The organism is Microbacterium sp. p3-SID336, from assembly GCF_025143365.1.
Lineage (GTDB): Bacteria > Actinomycetota > Actinomycetes > Actinomycetales > Microbacteriaceae > Microbacterium.
Window position 1 is genome coordinate 12,756 of sequence record NZ_JALXPE010000049.1, and the last position, 16,380, is coordinate 29,135.

General features: G+C 70.9%; 15 protein-coding genes. 3 read left to right on the forward strand and 12 right to left on the reverse strand.

The annotated features are described in order from the left end of the window. Positions 1 to 53: 53 nt before the first annotated feature. The 9 genes from M3C17_RS14260 to M3C17_RS14300 form a co-directional block, all read right to left on the reverse strand. The gene (locus M3C17_RS14260; RefSeq protein WP_259978570.1) at positions 54 to 473 is read right to left on the reverse strand and encodes a Fur family transcriptional regulator; all 420 of its coding nucleotides are present in this window, start codon (positions 471 to 473) and stop codon (positions 54 to 56) included. A gap of 71 nt (positions 474 to 544) precedes the next feature. Next, entirely contained in the window at positions 545 to 2,578 is a 2,034-nt protein-coding gene (locus M3C17_RS14265; protein ID WP_259978571.1) for a hypothetical protein, read from the reverse strand. Positions 2,579 to 2,582: 4 nt separating this feature from the next. Continuing rightward, positions 2,583 to 3,578, reverse strand: coding sequence for a glycoside hydrolase family 130 protein (locus M3C17_RS14270; protein WP_259978572.1), 996 nt, complete (start codon positions 3,576 to 3,578; stop codon positions 2,583 to 2,585). Positions 3,579 to 3,608: 30 nt separating this feature from the next. Next, positions 3,609 to 4,451: a carbohydrate ABC transporter permease gene (locus M3C17_RS14275; protein WP_259978573.1), complete on the reverse strand. Its 843-nt coding sequence runs from the start codon at positions 4,449 to 4,451 to the stop codon at positions 3,609 to 3,611. Beyond that, entirely contained in the window at positions 4,448 to 5,344 is an 897-nt protein-coding gene (locus M3C17_RS14280) for a carbohydrate ABC transporter permease (protein WP_259978575.1), read from the reverse strand. Before M3C17_RS14280 ends, M3C17_RS14275 begins: the two co-directional genes overlap by 4 nt. A gap of 4 nt (positions 5,345 to 5,348) precedes the next feature. Next, positions 5,349 to 6,614, reverse strand: coding sequence for an extracellular solute-binding protein (locus M3C17_RS14285; protein WP_259978577.1), 1,266 nt, complete (start codon positions 6,612 to 6,614; stop codon positions 5,349 to 5,351). 32 nt (positions 6,615 to 6,646) lie between these two features. Continuing rightward, a complete protein-coding gene (locus M3C17_RS14290) occupies positions 6,647 to 7,639 on the reverse strand; it encodes a LacI family DNA-binding transcriptional regulator (protein ID WP_259978579.1) in 993 nt (330 codons plus the stop codon). Positions 7,640 to 7,750: 111 nt separating this feature from the next. Further along, positions 7,751 to 8,668, reverse strand: coding sequence for a DnaJ domain-containing protein (locus tag M3C17_RS14295; RefSeq protein WP_259978581.1), 918 nt, complete (start codon positions 8,666 to 8,668; stop codon positions 7,751 to 7,753). Positions 8,669 to 8,734: 66 nt separating this feature from the next. Continuing rightward, positions 8,735 to 9,388 carry a YigZ family protein gene (locus tag M3C17_RS14300; protein WP_259978585.1) on the reverse strand — a complete coding sequence of 218 codons (654 nt, stop codon included), beginning with the start codon at positions 9,386 to 9,388 and terminating at the stop codon, positions 8,735 to 8,737. A gap of 80 nt (positions 9,389 to 9,468) precedes the next feature. Between M3C17_RS14300 and M3C17_RS14305 the strand changes: the two genes are divergently transcribed. The 3 genes from M3C17_RS14305 (at position 9,469) to M3C17_RS14315 (ending at position 11,886) form a co-directional block, all read left to right on the forward strand. Beyond that, complete coding sequence (locus M3C17_RS14305; RefSeq protein WP_259978586.1) at positions 9,469 to 10,725, forward strand: sensor histidine kinase; 1,257 nt, start codon at positions 9,469 to 9,471, stop codon at positions 10,723 to 10,725. Beyond that, positions 10,722 to 11,345, forward strand: coding sequence for a response regulator transcription factor (locus M3C17_RS14310; protein WP_259978587.1), 624 nt, complete (start codon positions 10,722 to 10,724; stop codon positions 11,343 to 11,345). The genes M3C17_RS14305 and M3C17_RS14310 overlap by 4 nt, the downstream gene beginning before the upstream one ends. A 94-nt stretch (positions 11,346 to 11,439) precedes the next feature. Next, complete coding sequence (locus M3C17_RS14315) at positions 11,440 to 11,886, forward strand: DUF2871 domain-containing protein (RefSeq protein WP_259978588.1); 447 nt, start codon at positions 11,440 to 11,442, stop codon at positions 11,884 to 11,886. A 116-nt stretch (positions 11,887 to 12,002) separates the two neighbouring features. On the opposite strand, the gene cycA is transcribed toward M3C17_RS14315, so the two are convergent. From cycA to mmsA, 3 genes are all read right to left on the reverse strand, one after another. Then, positions 12,003 to 13,466, reverse strand: coding sequence for a D-serine/D-alanine/glycine transporter (gene cycA / locus M3C17_RS14320; protein ID WP_259978589.1), 1,464 nt, complete (start codon positions 13,464 to 13,466; stop codon positions 12,003 to 12,005). A gap of 83 nt (positions 13,467 to 13,549) precedes the next feature. Continuing rightward, positions 13,550 to 14,728 carry a multiple monosaccharide ABC transporter permease gene (gene mmsB, locus M3C17_RS14325; RefSeq protein WP_259978590.1) on the reverse strand — a complete coding sequence of 393 codons (1,179 nt, stop codon included), beginning with the start codon at positions 14,726 to 14,728 and terminating at the stop codon, positions 13,550 to 13,552. Next, the gene (gene mmsA / locus M3C17_RS14330) at positions 14,725 to 16,266 is read right to left on the reverse strand and encodes a multiple monosaccharide ABC transporter ATP-binding protein (RefSeq protein WP_259978591.1); all 1,542 of its coding nucleotides are present in this window, start codon (positions 16,264 to 16,266) and stop codon (positions 14,725 to 14,727) included. The genes mmsB and mmsA overlap by 4 nt, the downstream gene beginning before the upstream one ends. Positions 16,267 to 16,380 lie beyond the last annotated feature (114 nt).

Genomic DNA, 16,380 nt, shown 5'->3' on the forward strand with positions numbered 1-16,380 from the left:
TGCGCGCGGGCACGCCGAACAGCGCCATCCGTGGATGGGCGGGAGCGGCGGGCCTATGCGGCGTTCTGGCAACTGGGGCAGAGGCCCCAGAAGGTCACTTCGGCTGTCTGGACGGTGAATCCCCCGGTGGAGGACGGGGTGAGGCACGGCGCCTCGCCGACGACGCAGTCCACATCGCCGATCGCACCGCAGGAGGTGCAGACGACGTGGTGGTGGTTGTCGCCGATGCGCCGTTCGTAGAGCGCCGCGGATCCTGCCGGTTCGATCCGGCGGATCAGACCCGCCGTCGTCAGGTCCGCGAGGATGTTGTGCACCGACTGGATCGACGTGGTCGGCAGCGTGTCGGAGACCGCGCGGTAGACGCGCTCCGCATCCGTGTGGGCCATGGAGCCCAGCGCCTCGAGAACGGCGACGCGGCCCGCGGTCGCACGCAGCCCGGCGCCTCGCAGCGCCGAGTCGAGGTCTGTCTCCATGCCCTCGACTCTACACCTTCTTTTGAGTGACTCAAAAAGAGGATGCCGGGATGGCGCGTCGCGCGCCCGCGTCAGCCGCGCGTGATCGTGAAGCCCCCTCCGCGCACCCGCACCCGGCCGCCCGGCGTGCCGTTCCCGCGCGCGGCCCCGGACGCGTCGTAGGCCGTGCCCGCACCCGCGGCGAGCGGGGTGATGCGCTGCTGCTGGCCCGTGGTGTCGGCGTAGAGCACGGTCGCGCCCGTCGAGGTCGCGTACACCGCCGTGGTCACGCGCGGCTGGATCACGAGCGCGTCCAGGCGCAGGTCGCCCCGGCTCGTGCAGCGCACCGTCACCGGGCCCTCCGGCAGACCGCCGCCGAGCAGCTCCGGCACGAGCATGCCGTCCGCCTCGGTGAGCCCGCGGTCGCCGGTGCCGCCGGCCGCGTTCTCCGCGCTCCACAGCCGTCGGCCGCCGCGCCGCACCTCCCACACCGCGGTCCCGGCCTCCGCGGCCTGGCGCCAGATGAGGCCGTGCAGCACCCCGCCCTGCTCGGTCATGTCGAACTCCACGTACTCGCCGTCCGGCACCCGCACGAAGGCCCCGCCCGAGAGGTTGCCCTCGCCGGTCCACGCGCCGCCCTCCGGCCGCTCGACGGTGCATCCGGGTGACAGGCGGGCGCTCTCGGCATCCAGCGCCCGCAGCCCCGAGAACGACGACAGCCCCGTGATCCCGGTCGCGATGCGGGCCACGTCGGGGTTCGCGTCGAGCAGCTGCATCGTGAGCAGCCCATGGATCGTGGACTCCGCGCCGGAGTTGCGGTTCACGCGGCCGTCGGTCTCCACCCCGTCGAAGGTCGCGCCGGTGGCGGGGTCGTACACCGGGACGCCCGCCGTGTTCGCGCCGAAGAACCACCCGGCGGCGAGCCCGGCCAGCACGCGCAGACCCTCGCCGCCCGCCAGCGCCGCCTGCAGCGCACCGGCCACGCGGCCGTGCGCCCCGTACGCGATCTGCGCCTCGGCGGGCAGCGGTGCCCAGGCGTTGTGCGGCCCGCCCGAGGTGAGCACCTGCGGCGTGAACCGGGCGGCGTCCGCCACCGCTGTCGCCGACCAGTCCGCCCGTCCGAGCAGGGCGCCGGCGCGGGCCAGAGCCTCGGGGGCGGCGGCACCCCACGCGTGCCAGAAGCCCAGGGACCCGGTCCACGGCAGCACGGCGCCGAACGGCCAGCCCTGCGCGGGGTCGGTGGCCATCGCCGCCACACCCTCGCCGTAGGTCCGCAGTGCCGCGCGACTGCGGTCGTCTCCGGCCTCCGCGGCGGCCGCGAGCCCCAGCATCGCCTCCGCGGTGGCGTCTGCGCCCCCCGCGATGAGCCACGCCGGCAGGTCGCGTCCGTCGCTGCGCACCCACTGCCCTGCGCGCCCCAGCGACTCCCGCTCGAGCGCGTCGAGGCACAGGTGCAGCCGCTCGAGGAGGAAGGCCGCGAACGCCGGGTCCTCCGGCCGGAACGCCGCCCAGCCCTCGCCGAAGGCCCAGACGGTCCTGGCGAGCCAGTACGACTCGGCCGAGTCGGAGGGGTCGGGCAGCTCCACGGGGATCGCGCTCGGGTTGAGCGTGCCGTCCTCCTGCTGCCACAGCACCACGCGGCCGGTGTCCGGTCCCGACACGGTCTGCAGGAAGGCCAGGGAGCGGAGCACCCCTCGCGCCTCGTCGCGGGTCTGCGCGTCGCCGGTCGCCCGCCAGCCGCGCAGCAGCACGACGGCCGCCCGCGCGATGTCGTCCGCGTTGAAGGCGCCCTGGGTCCAGTGCCCCGTGGCCGCGTCGCGGGTGCCGCCGCCGACGGGCCGGTATCCGCCCGCGCCGTCCGTGTCGGCATAGGTCCACGGGGCGAGCACCTGCGGCTCGGCGTCGATGCCGTAGGTCGTGTGCGCGGCGCTCGCGGAGACCGGCACGGCGGCCAGCAGGAAGCGCAGGTGGGCCAGGTTCGTCAGCCGCGAGGCCGCGGCGACACCGCGCGGCCGGAGGGAGCCCGCGGCGGCGCTGTCGTGCGCCACGGCGGCCTCCCCGGGCAGCAGCGCCAGCGCCGAGGTCGTGGCGGCGAGGGTCAGGAACGTGCGTCGTGTGGTCTCCATGGCCTCACTCCGCACTGCCGTCGTCGGCGGTCTCCCGCAGCACCCGGCCCCAGGGCTGCGCGGGGTCGTGGATCGCGACGGCCAGGGTCGTGTCGGACTGCCCGTAGTACGCGAACCACCGGCCCTGGAACTTCACGAGTCCCTCGACGAAGGTCACGTTCGACACCAGTCCGTGCAGATCCTCGAAGCTCTGCGGCCGCAGCCACGGCTCCTGCATCCGGGCGATCACTCGCGTGGGCTCGTCGGGGTCGATCGCGATCTGCCCGCAGCGGTAGTCCACGTCGACCGAGCCGTCCTCGTGGATCACCCGCGTGGCGCCGTTCGTCAGCATCACCAGCAGGCCGTTCTCGGTCACAACGGGCGAGGTGCCGATCTCGACCAGCGCCTCGTCCCAGGTGCCCGGCGTCGGCGCATACATGGGCTCCGTGTCCGGAGTGCCGGGCGTCCAGTGGATCAGGTCGTCGCTGGTGGCCCAGTAGATGCCGCCCTCGCCGAAGTACATCCACCATTTCCCGTGCATCTTCCGCGGCACGATCACCCCGGCCTTCGACCAGTTGAAGCCCCGGGGGTCCATGGTCTTGAAGGTGTCGAAGTCGTCGAACAGCGGGCCGTGCTTGGTCCAGGTGCGCAGGTCGGTCGAGGTCGCCAGGCACAGCTGGGCGCTGCGGCGGTCCCACCCCGTGTAGGTGAGGTAGTAGGTGCCGTCGATCAGGGCGATCCGCGGATCCTCGCAGCCGTAGCGCTCGTAGTCCTCGGAGGGGGAGAGGATGGGCGCATCTTCACGCGTGAAGGTGACGCCGTCCCGCGACCGCGCCAGCCCGATGTGCGACACGATGTCGTCGGCGTGCGCGCGGTACAGCAGCACCACCTCGTCGCCGTCCACGAGTGCCGCGGGGTTGTACAGGTTGGCCGATTCCCAGCTGTCGCCGCGCGGGCGCAGGATCGGGTTCCCCTCGTAGGGGGTGAACGGACCGAGGGGGAAGGATGCTCCGGTGAACATGGATGTCCTTTCTGACGGACGGATCGCGGGCTAGCCCTTGACGGCGGCGCCGAGGTCGGTGGCTCGGAAGAAGCGCTGGAACACGATGAACAGGATCACGACGGGGAACGCCAGCGCCGTGGCGCCGGCGAGGATCGCGCCGTTGGGGTTCGCGGTGGACTGCGCGACGTTGGAGATGTAGTTCGCGAGGGACACGGCGAGCGGCTGCAGCGACGCGTCCTTCGTGATGAGGAACGGCCACAGGAACTCGTTCCACGGGCCGATGAACGTCACCAGCACCACGGTCACGAGCACGGGTCGGATGAGCGGGATCGCCACCGACGTCAGCAGGCGGATCTCTCCCGCGCCGTCGATGCGGGCGGCCTCGAAGATCTCGACGGGCAGCGCCTTGAAGAACTGCACGAAGATGAACACCGCCGTCGTGTTGATGAGGAACGGCAGGATCATGCCGAGGTACGAGTCGCCGAGGCCGTAGCTGCGGGTGATCTGCACGTACAGCGGGATCATCAGCAGCTGGAACGGCACCATCTGCACGAGCAGCATCAGCACCCAGATCACGCCGCGTCCGCGGAAGTCGAGGCGGGCGATCGCGTAGCCGGCGAGCAGCCCGAACACGACCGTGCCGAGTAGCACCCCCAGCGTGAAGATCAGCGAGTTCACCAGGGAGCCGACCAGGTCGATCCGGGAGTCGATGGCTACGAAGTTGTCGATCGTCCAGCCGCCGGTCGGGATCAACTGACTGGGCGAGTTCGTCGGGTTCTCCTGGAACGCGCCGACCAGCATGAAGTAGAACGGGAACGCGAACCCGATGGCCGCGATCGTGAGCGCGATCAGGCTCAGGACGCGGGGCAGTCTTCTCGTGCGGCGCATCATCGCTCCCTCGTGGCGCGGTTGGCGGCCAGCGACAGCATCCCCACGAGCACCACGAGGATCATGCCGATCGCGGCGGCCGTGTCGGGGTTCTGCTGCTGGATGCCCAGCTGGTAGATCAGCAGCACGGGCGTGGTGGAGGCGCCGTCCGGGCCCCCGCCGTTCGTGAGCAGGTACGGCTCGGTGAAGAGGTTGGCGCCGGTGATGATCGAGAGGATCAGCACGAGCGTGGTGGCGCTGCGGACGCCGGGCACGGTGACGTTCCAGAACCGCTGGAACGCGCCGGCGCCGTCGGTCTCCGCCGACTCGTACAGCTCCTTCGGCACGTTCTGCAGCGCCGCGAGGTAAAGCAGGATGTAGAACCCGAGCTGCTTCCACGTGACGTACAGCGCGATCATGGGCATCGCGAGCGCGTCGTTGACCAGCCAGGACGGATCGGGCGCGAGCGGGCCGAGGATCGTGTTCACGAGCCCGTTGCCCGAGAACAGCAGCATCCACACGCCCACCAGCGAGACGCTCGCGGTGAGGTAGGGCACGTAGAACGCCACCCGGTAGGCGGCCACCCAGCGGATGCCCGTGTTGAGGGCCGCCGCGAGCACGAGTGCCAGCACCGCCGTGAGCGGCACGTTGATCACCAGGAACACGAGCGTGTTGCGGAACGCGCCCAGCACGCGCGGGTCGGTGAGGACCGTGACGAAGTTGTCGAAGCCGACGAAGGGGCGCTCGACCTCCGCCCCCGGCGCGGTGAAGAAGTAGTCGTGGAAGGCGATGTACACCGCGAACGCGAGCGGATACGCGAAGATCGCGATCACGAACACGAGGTACGGCAGCGCGAAGAGGCCGCCGATCGGCTGCGCACCCAGCCACCGGGTGCGCAGCCGCCGGTTGTCGGTCATGAGGTCACTCCGCGACGAGCTCGTCGATCTTCGCGGAGGCGTTCTTCAGGAAGTCGGCGGTGGACTCCTTGGCGAAGATGACCGCGGCGGAGTACTCGTCCCGGAACGCCTGCCACGCCTCGACGGAGTTCGGGATGCTCGGCACATCGGCGGTGTTCTCGGCCTGCTCGGCGAACGCCACGTAGTCCGGGTTGGCGGAGAAGTAGTCGGCGTACGTGTCGGTGAGGTCCGTGCGCATCGGCATCTGGCCGGTCGCCTCGAGCAGCTGGCCATCGGCCCCCTCGCTCGTGGAGAACTTCAGGAACTCCCACGCGGTGGCCTGGTTCTCGCACGCCGTGAACATCGACACGCTCTTGGAGTCGGCGAACGTGGTCGGGTTCTCGCGGCCGTCACTGGTCGGCACCGGCATGAACCCCACGTCGACGGTCTCGGCGTACGACGGGATGGCCCACGGGCCGGCGAGCTGCATGGCCGTCGTCCCGGCCGACATGGCGTCGTCGGTCGCCGCCTCGTTGGGGGCGAGCTTCTCCTGGTACACGGTGGCCCAGAAGTCCGCGACCGTCTTGCCGTCGTCGGAGTCGAACGTGGCCTTGCCGTCCTCCACGAGCATGGTGCCGTCGGTCTCCGCGAGGTACAGCGGATAGAAGTCGAACCACGGCTGGTAGAACTCGCTGGTCGGCGCGGGCCAGATGGCGCTCTGCACGCCCGACTCGACGATGGCCCTCGCGCCCTCCAGGAACTCCTCGTGCGTGGCCATCTGCGGGTTCTCCGGGTCGAGGCCGGCCGCCTGGAACAGCGTCTTGTTGTACATGACCATCACGGGGTTCGACTTCCACGGCAGCTGGTAGTACTTCCCGTCGGTCGCGTAGGGCTCGACGTCGCCGCTGCGCTCGGTGATGTAGTCGCTGCCGCCGTCCATCGCGCTGAGGTCGACCAGGCCGCCCTGCTTGACCCAGCCGGACACGGCGGCGGGGGCGACGTTGTAGACCAGGCACGGCGCGGTGCCGGCGGTGATCGCGGCGGTGATGGCCTCCTCCGACGAGGATCCGGCGGGGATCTCCTGCGCCGTGACCTTCTCGTCGGGGTGCTCCTCGTTCCAGGCGTCCACGACGGCCTGGCCCCACGCGACCTCCTGCTCGTTGTTGGAGAGCCAGATGTCGATGGGGCCGGTGCCTTCGCCGGCGCTCTCGCCGCCACCTCCGCCGGACGAGCATCCGGTCACGACGAGCGCGACGGCGCCCACGAGCGCTGCTGCTCGGATCTTCTTCATGGTGTCCTCCTTGACGCGATGTGTGGTGCGGGTTACGAGCCGGTGCTCTCCCGGAAGTGCACGACGTTACAGTCGACGACCTCGGTGCGCGGCTCCGCGCCGACGAGGGCGTCCTGCAGCAGGCGGGCGGCCGCGCGGCCACGGGCCGCGGGGTCGGACGAGACGCTGGTGAGCGCGGGGGAGAGGTGTGCGGAGAGGTGGTCGTCGTCGAAGCCGGAGATGGCGAGGTCACGCGGGATGGTGAGGCCGCGGGAGCGCGCGAGGGAGAGTCCGGCGATCGCCATGGTGTCGTTCGAGTAGAGGATCGCGGTCGGGCGCTCCGGCAGCGCGAGCAGCTCCTCGGTGATGTCGCGTCCGCTCGCGGCGGTGAAGTCGCCCTCGCGCAGCAGCTCGTCGCTGCCGACGGCCGCGGTGTACGCGGCGGCCCGTGCCGCGGAGTGCACGTAGTCGAGAGGGCCCGAGACGTGCGCGATGCGGGTGTGGCCCTCGGCGCGCAGTCGCGCGATCAGCTCGCGCACGGGTGCGGCGTCGTCGGTGCGCACGCAGGAGAAGGGGCTGTCGCCGTCGTAGGCGCCCACGAGCACCGTGGGGAGCCCGAGCTCGTCGAGGAACGGCACACGCCAGTCCTCGGTGCGCAGGTCGAGCAGCAGGGCGCCGTCGGCGCGGCCGCGGGCGAGGGTGCGGTACGCCCGCTCCTCGGCCTCGCGCCCCTGCACGACCTGCAGCACGAGGGCGGTCTCGGTCTCGGCCAGCACCGACTCGACGCCCGCGATGAACGCGGGGAAGAACGAGTCGTTCGCGATGACCTCGGGGTCGCGGGCGAGGACCACGGCGATCGCGTTGGCGCGGCTCGTGGCGAGAGCGCGGGCGCTCTGACTGGGCGCCCAGTCGAGCTTGCGTGCGGCGGCGAGGACCTTCGTCCTGGTCTCCTCGGAGATGGGGCGCTTGCCGCTGAGGGCGTGCGAGACCGTGGCCTTCGTGACGCCGGCTTCGCGTGCCACATCGGCGATCGTCGTGCGGCTCATGCCGCCTCCTCGCGGGTGTCGCGGCTCACTCGGGGGTGTGAACCGGTTTGACGAGTGTAAACCGGTTTGACGACAGGCGTCAAGACATCCGTTCGCGGAGCAGCTGCCGACTCAGACGAAGCGGACGGTCTGCTGCAGTCGCGTGCGGATGTCGAACAGCTCGTTGCCGCCGATGGCCCGCGCGCCCGGCACGCCCTGCCGCAGCACCATGGCCAGCGCGCTGCGTCGCACCACCACGACCGGAACGCCACGGCTGCTGCCGAGCGGGGTCACCGCCTGCGCCAGATCGTCGTCCGGAAGCACCACGATCGCGCCGCCGAACTTCACCTTCGCGCTGCGGGCGACCTGGCGCATGCGGCCGAGCGCCGCCGTCACCGGGGCCCTGGTGCCCAGGCTCGGACCCGTGATCTCGCCGCGGCGGAAGCCCACGACGCCCCCGAAGTCCTCCGACATGATGCCGTACAGCCCCGAGGGGCTGAGCACCACGTGGTCGAGCTTGTCGTCGGCGGTCTGCCCCGCGACCACGTCGTGCCACACCGTGAACCCCATGCCGAGGTCGGAGACGGTGCGCGCGGTGGCCTCCTCCGCGAGCGCGTCGGCGAGCAGGCGCCGCAGCTCCCGCGGCGCGGCCCGCACGAGCGACGGGGCGTACGGGTCCGGCACGTCCACGCCATGACCGGCCCATTCGCGGATCAGTGTGAGGTAGCGCTCGCGGCGCCATCCGCCCGGCTGCCCGTAGGAGCGCGCGCGGGGCCGGGTGTCGGTGCGGGCGCTCGGCGGGCGCCATCCGCTCCACTCGTCGCCGTCGGAGGTCACACCCGTGCGGCGGTCGTAGGCCGCACGGCCCTCCTCGGTGCCGATCAGCTCCCACGCCCGCTGCACCTGGATGAACACCGCCGCGTCGCCCCCGGTGTCCGGGTGCGTCTGACGGAGCCGGAGGCGGTACGCGCGGCGGAGCTCGATCTCGTCCACGGACGGGTCGACGCCGAGCACGTCATACGGCGAAGCCGAGAGCGGACTGTCGAACATCGCTCTCCTTCCGCGACCGCGGCGTCCAGGATAGCCGCCGGAGGTATGCGTGCGCCGCGAGCGGTGTCAGTCCGGCACGTCGACCACGCGCTCGACGCCCGGCGCCGGGCGCACGGCTCCGGCCGAGGCGGCGGCCAGGTCGTCGGTCAGCCGCGGCAGCTCGTGGGCAGGGACCCACAGTTCCAGGCGGGCGACCTCCCCATAGCTCGGCGTGCCGAGGGTCGCGCCGTGGTGCCCCGCCCATTCGCGGAGCAGGTTGTCGAAGCGCCCGGCCTCGGCATGCGGCACCTCGACCGTCGCCTGCGTGAGCACCTCGCGCCGCACGAGCGCCGCGCCGTCGAGAGCCTCCGACACCGCGGTCGAGTACGCCCGGACGAGCCCCCCGGCGCCGAGCTTCACGCCGCCGAAGTACCGGGTCACGACGGCCACCACGTCGGTCAGTCCGCGGCGGCGCAGCACCTCCAGCATCGGCACGCCCGCCGTCCCGGACGGCTCCCCGTCGTCGGACGACCGAGCCTGATCGCCGTGCAGCCCCGTGATCATCGCGGTGCAGTTGTGGTTCGCGTCCCACGCGCGCTTGCGGATGCCGGCGATCACGGCGTCGGCCTCCTCGACCGAGCCGACCGGCGCCAGATGCGTGAGGAAGCGCGACTTCCGGATCACCAGCTCGTGGTCGACGGGTGCCGCGATCGTCGCGGGGTACCGGTGCGGGGCGGACATCCGGCCCAGGATACCGAGCACGCCGCGGCATCGACCGAACGATGGAGGCGCCCGTCAGCCGGGCGGGGAAGAATATCGGCATGTCGCCGCTCGAGCCCCCGCCCCGCCCCGGGCGCTCCTGGGCGCGTCTGGTCGGCTCCGTGCGCATCGGACAGGCGGTCATCACCGTCCTGGTGACGGTCGTGGGCGTGGTCCGCGCGGCGCTCGACGGCGTGCCGCTGCCGTTACTGATCGCGATCGCCCTGGTGTTCCTCGGCTGGTACGGCGGCGGGCTGCTGCTCGCGGGGCGCACACGCGACCGGGGGCTCGCGGCCGGCTGGCTGCTGGGGCTCACCGCGATCTGGCTGGGCGCGGTCGCCGTGTCGCCCGAGTTCGTGTGGCTCGCGTTCCCGCTGTGGCTGCTCGCCGGCTTCGTGCTGCGGCTGCGGTGGGCGATCCCGCTGAGCATCCTGATCCTCGTCGTCGTCATCGCCGCTCCGCCCCTGCACACCGGGGCGACCACCTACGCGAACGTCATCGGCCCGCTCGTCGGCGGCATCTTCGCGCTCGGCATCTCCCGCGGATACCTGGAGCTGGTGCGCGACGGCCGGGAACGGCGGCGGCTGATCGCCTCTCTGGTCGCGACGCAGGAGGAGATGGCCGCGCTGCAGGACGAGCTCGCCCGCACGCAACGGGAATCCGGCGCGAGCGCCGAGCGCACCCGGGTCTCCCGCGACATCCACGACACGGTCGCCCAGAGCCTGTCGTCCATCGGCATGCTCTCGCGCTCCGCGCTCGCGGCGGACGACCGGGAGCAGCGCGCGCGGGCTCTGGAGCAGATCGGCGCCCTGGCGGCCGAGGGGCTGGCAGACGCACGGCGCATCGTGAACGACCTGATGCCGGCGGAGCTGGAGACGACGGCACTGGCGGACGCTCTCGCGCGCATGCTCGACCGCCTGGCCGACGAGACCGGCATCGCCACGACCCTGCATGCCGACGACGGGCTGCCTCCTCTGGGCATCGATGCCGAGATCGCGCTGCTGCGGACGGCGCAGTCGGCGCTCGCGAACGTCCGCAGCCACGCACACGCCTCGCGCGTCGTGGTGACCCTGGCCGACGCGGGTGACGCCGTGCGGCTCGACATCGTCGACGACGGGGTCGGCTTCGACGCCTCGCAGTGGGATGCGCGCGGACAGCGGAGCGCGGGCGGCGGCTATGGGCTGCGGTCGATGCGGGCGCGGCTGCGGGAACTCGGCGGGGGCCTCGACGTGGAGAGCGGCCCTGGCGACGGCACGGCCCTGTCGGCGCACGTGCCGCTGCGGATCGCGGGGCCGCCGGCTGGGGGAGGGACGGGATGACGCCCGTGCGCGTGCTGCTCGTCGACGACCACCCCATCGTGCGGGCGGGCGTCCGATCCCTGCTCGACCACCGCGACGACGTGGAGACGGTGGGCGAAGCGGCCTCCGGCGAGGAGGCCGTGCGCCTCGCGCGGCACCTCCATCCCGACGTGGTGCTGTGCGACCTGCGCCTGGGCGACGGCATGGACGGCGTGCAGACCACGGCGGCGCTGCGCGCCCTCGACCCGGCGCCCGCGGTGCTGATCCTCACGACGTTCGACCGTGACGCCGAGATCCTCGGGGCGATCGAGACGGGCGCTGCCGGGTACCTGCTCAAGGACATCCCGCCGGACGACATCGTGCGGGCGATCCGGGAGGCGGCGCGCGGCGGCTTCGTGCTCACGCCGGAGCTGAGCGCGCGAGTCGGGCAGGTGCTGCGCGCGCCCCGCGTGCACCTCACCGACCGCGAGCGCGAGGTGCTGCGACTGCTGGACACGGGCGCCTCCAATCGCGAGATCGCGAAGACCCTGTTCGTCACGGAGGCCACGGTCAAGACCCACCTGGTGCACGTGTTCGAGAAGCTGGGCGCGGACTCGCGTGCCAGGGCCGTGGCGATCGCCCGGGAGACCGGGCTCCTCTGAGAGCACCGCGCCGCCGCATCCGCATCTCAACCGTTCGATGGATCCGCGGATCCGGGCCGCGACGGAGGCTGGAAGCGACCCGAAAGGAACACCCATGCGCCGCCTCTTCTACGCCGCCTTCGCCTCCATGCTGGTCGGGGTCGCCTCCGGCCTCTTCTACCGCGAGTTCACCAAGCTCAACGACTTCCCCGAGGGCGCCCCCACGCAGCTCGGTCTCGTCCACACGCACCTGCTCGTGCTCGGCTTCGTCGTGTACCTCGTCGTGATGCTGCTGGAGAAGGCCTTCACGCTCTCGGCGAGCCGCCTGTTCGGCTGGTTCTTCTGGCTCTACACCGCCGGGCTCGTGCTGACCTCGGCGATGCTCCTCTGGCACGGCTCGCTGACCGTGATGGGGCTCGAGTCGACGAAGATGATCGCGGGCATCGCCGGGCTCGGGCACATGCTGCTCGCGGCGGGCATGGTCCTGCTGTTCCTGGCCCTGCGCACGCGCCTCCCTGCCGCGAACGCCGCCCCCGCCGAGCTCGCCCCCACCACGGCCTGACGCTCTGCGCCGTTCACAACTCAGGAGAAGCGGCCCCACCGCACCCGAACCCGGCGGATCGGGCGCGGAGGGCCGACGGATCTCCTGAGTTGTGAACGGCGTCGTGCGCGGACGGATCAGTCGGCTTCCACCGAGTCGTCGCGCAGGTACGCGATGTGGGCCGCGTGGCGGGAGAGGTGATGCGGCGACTTCCGCACGAACAGCCACGCCACGATCAGGATCGCGAACCAGATCGGCGTCACCAGCAGCGCGGTCAGCGTGTCCGGCTGGGTGGTCAGCGCCCACAGGATGAACACGAAGAACGCGAGCACCACGAACACCATGAACACGCCGCCCGGCATCTTGAACGCCGAGGCCGCGGCCTTCTCCGGTCGCGTGCGCCGGTACACGAGGTAGCTGCAGAGGAAGATCGTCCACACGAACATGAAGCACACGGCGGACACCGTGGTGACCATGTCGAACGCGGTGCCGATGTCCTTGCCCGCGTAGAGCAGCACGACGCCGGACAGCAGCAGGATGCACGACAGGAACAGGGCGTTCTGCGGCACCCGGCGCTTCGAGAGCCGTCCGAACAGCTTCGGGGCATCGCCGTCCTGCGCCAGCCCGAACACCATCCGCGAGGTCGAGTAGATGCCCGAGTTCGCGCTGGACATGGCCGAGGTCAGCACCACGAGGTTCACGACGGTCGCCGCGATGCCGAGCCCCGCGAGGGCGAACATCGCGATGAACGGGCTCTCGCCGGCCACGTACTCGGTCCACGGGGTGACCGCCATCAGCACGATCAGCGCACCGACGTAGAACAGCAGCACGCGGATCGGGATGGCGTTGATGGCCTTGGGGAGGTTGCGCTTCGGGTCCTTCGTCTCGGCGGCGGCGGTGCCGACGAGCTCGATGCCGACGAACGCGAACACGGCGATCTGGAACCCCGCGACGAAGCCGAGGAACCCGTGCGGGAACATGCCGCCGTGGTTCCAGAGGTTCGCGAAGCTGGCGGTGCCGGCGTCGTGCTGGAAACCGGTGAAGATCATCACCAGGCCGGTGATGATGAGCGCGACGATGGCCACGATCTTGATCAGCGCGAACCAGAACTCCATCTCGCCGAACGCGGCCACGGTGGGCAGGTTGAGGGCGAGCAGGATCACGACCACGAGCAGCCCGGGGATCCACAGCGGGATGCCCGGGATCAGCGCGTCCGTGTAGCCGGCGATCGCGATGACGTCGGCCACGCCGGTGACGACCCAGCAGAACCAGTAGGTCCAGCCGGTGAAGAAGCCCGCCCACGGGCCGAGCAGGTCGCTCGCGAAGTCGCTGAACGACTTGTACTTGAGGTTGGACAGCAGCAGCTCGCCCATCGCCCGCATGACGAAGAACAGCATGAAGCCGATGATCATGTACACGAAGATCACCGACGGCCCCGCCACCGAGATGGTCTTCCCGCTGCCCATGAACAGCCCCGTGCCGATGGCCCCGCCGATCGCGAGCAGCTGGATGTGACGGTTGCTCAGCGCCCGCCGCAGATGCTCCTCGCCCTCGGCCGGTGCCGCTGCCTTCCCGATCGCCCCCGTGTCTTCCCTGGTCACGCCACTCTCCTCCGGTCGTCGTCGACGTTGCGCTCCGACGCTACCCGCCGCGGGCCGGATCACCGGAATCCTGGCTAGAACGGTCAGCGCGCGGCGCCCGCCCTCCGCTTGTTCCAGACGTCGAAGGCCACGGCGACGAGCAGCACGAGACCCTTCACCACCTGCTGCGTGGACTGCTCGAGGCCCATCAGCTGCATCCCGTTGCTCATCACGGCCATGATGAGTCCACCCACGATCGCGCCGCTGACCCGGCCGACTCCTCCGGTCACCGCGGCGCCGCCGATGAAGCACGCCGCGATCGCATCCAGCTCGAACATGTTGCCCGCGCCGGGCTGGGCGCCGTTCGTGCGCGAGGAGAAGACCACGCCGGCGACCGCGGCCAGGAAGCCCATGTTCACGAAGATCCAGAAGTTCACCTTCCGCACGTTCACGCCGCTGAGCAGCGCCGCGTGCAGGTTGCCGCCGATCGCGTACACGTGCCGACCGAACACGCTGCGCTGGGTGATCACGCCGTAGGCGATGACGAGCACGGCCAGCAGGATCAGCACGAACGGCAGTCCCCTGCTCTGCGCGAGCTGCGCGCCGAACCACATCACGACCGCCGCGATGACGAGCAGCTTCGTCAGGAACCACGGCAGCGCCTCCACGGTCTGCGCGTGAGCCTGCGCACCGCGCCGGGCCCGTACCTGGGCGACCGTGTAGCCGACCACGCCGAGGCCGAACACCACGAGCGTGAAGACGTCGATGCCGTACCCGCCGAGCACCCCGTTGAAGAAGCCGTTCGCGATGGCGTAGTAGCCGCCTCCGAACGGCGAGAGCGACACGTTGCTCAGCACGAGGAATGTGAGCCCGCGGAAGAGCAGCATCCCCGCCAGGGTCACGATGAAGGCGGGGATGCCCACGTACGCCACCCAGAACCCCTGCCACGCGCCGACGAGCACGCCCACGGCGAGTGCGGCGAGCACGCCCACCCACCACGGCTGCTGCATGCGGATCACCAGCACGGCGGCGGTGGCGCCGGTGAGGGCGACGACCGCCCCGACCGACAGGTCGATGTGGCCGGCGATGATGATGATGACCATGCCGATCGCGAGGATCAGGATGTACGAGTACTGCAGCACGATGTTCGTGAGATTGCCCGGCGACAGGAACGCCGGGTTCAGCACGGCGAACAGTGCGGCGATCGCCACGAACGCGACGAAGATGCCGCTCTGACGGAGGTTGCGCGTGAGGAAGGTCGACAGGGTGCTGACGCCGTTCATCGTTCGGTCGTCCTTTCGGCGGTCATGAGGTGCATGAGCTTCTCCTGGGTGGCGTCGGCGGTGGCGATCTGCCCCGTGATCCTGCCGAACGCGAGGGTGTAGATCCGGTCGCATATGCCGAGCAGCTCGGGCAGCTCGGAGGAGATCACGAGCACACCCTTCCCCTCGGCGGCGAGCCGGTTGATGAGGGTGTAGATCTCGTACTTGGCGCCCACGTCGATGCCGCGGGTCGGCTCGTCGAGGATCAGCACGTCCGGGTCGGTCTGCATCCACTTGCTGAGCACGACCTTCTGCTGGTTGCCTCCGGAGAGGTTCCCGACCAGCTGCAGCACGGTGGGGGACTTGATGTTCATCTCGGCCCGGTAGCGCTCGGCCACCTGGAGCTCACGGTTCGCGTCGATCCAGCCGCCCGGGCTGATCAGGCGGAGCGAGGCGAGCGAGATGTTGTGCCGGATGTCGTCGATCAGGTTCAGGCCGTACTTCTTGCGGTCCTCGGTGACGTAGGCGATCCCGGCGCGGATCGCCGCGCTGGTCGTGGACGTGTCGACCTCGGCACCGCGGACCAGCACGCGCCCGGCGGTCCGGCGCCCGTAGGCGCGGCCGAAGACGCTCATCGCGAGCTCGGTGCGTCCGGCCCCCATGAGCCCGGCGATGCCGACGACCTCACCGGCGCGCACGTCGAGCGACGCGTGATCGACCACGATCCGCCCCGGCTGGGTGGGGTGCATCACGGTCCAGTCCTCGATGCGCAGCACCTCGTCGCCGATCGCGGGGATACGCGGAGGGTAGCGGTGGGACAGGTCGCGGCCGACCATCCCGCGGATGATCCTCTCCTGCGTCGACGCGGGGTCGTGCATGTCGAGCGTCTCGATCGTCTTCCCGTCGCGGATGATCGTGGTGCGGTCGGCGATCGCGGCGATCTCGTTGAGCTTGTGGGAGATGATGATCGACGTCATCCCGTCGTCGCGGAGGCGCCGGAGCAGGTCGAGCAGGTGCGCGGAGTCGGTGTCGTTCAGCGCCGCCGTCGGCTCGTCGAGGATGAGCAGCCGGACGTTCTTCGACAGGGCCTTCGCGATCTCGACCAGCTGCTGCTTGCCGACGCCGAGCTGGCCGACCGGGGTGGCCGGGTTCTCGTCGAGGCCGACCTGAGCGAGCAGCCGCGCGGCTTCCGCGTTGGTGCGGTCCCAGTCGATGAGGCGGTTCGCCGCGCGCCGCTCGTTGCCGAGGAAGATGTTCTCGGCGACGCTCAGATACGGGATGAGCGCGAGCTCCTGGTGGATGATGACGATGCCGACGCGCTCCGAGTCGGAGATCGAGCCGAAGCGCATCTCCGCGCCGTCGTACCGGATCTCGCCGTCGTAGCTGCCGTGCGGGTGCACCCCGGAGAGCACCTTCATGAGCGTGGACTTCCCCGCGCCGTTCTCGCCGCAGATCGCGTGGATCTCGCCGGTACGGACCTCGAGGTCGACGCCCTGGAGGGCCTTGACCCCGGGGAAGCCCTTCTCGATCGCCCGCATCTGCAGAATCGGTGTCGACATGACCCGCTGCCTTTCCATGGAGACGGGGGGGGGGGGGGGGCGCGGCCCCCCCCCCCCCCCCCGCGACGGTGACCGCTGTCGGACGAGGCGAGGCCGAGCTTGGCGAAGATGTTG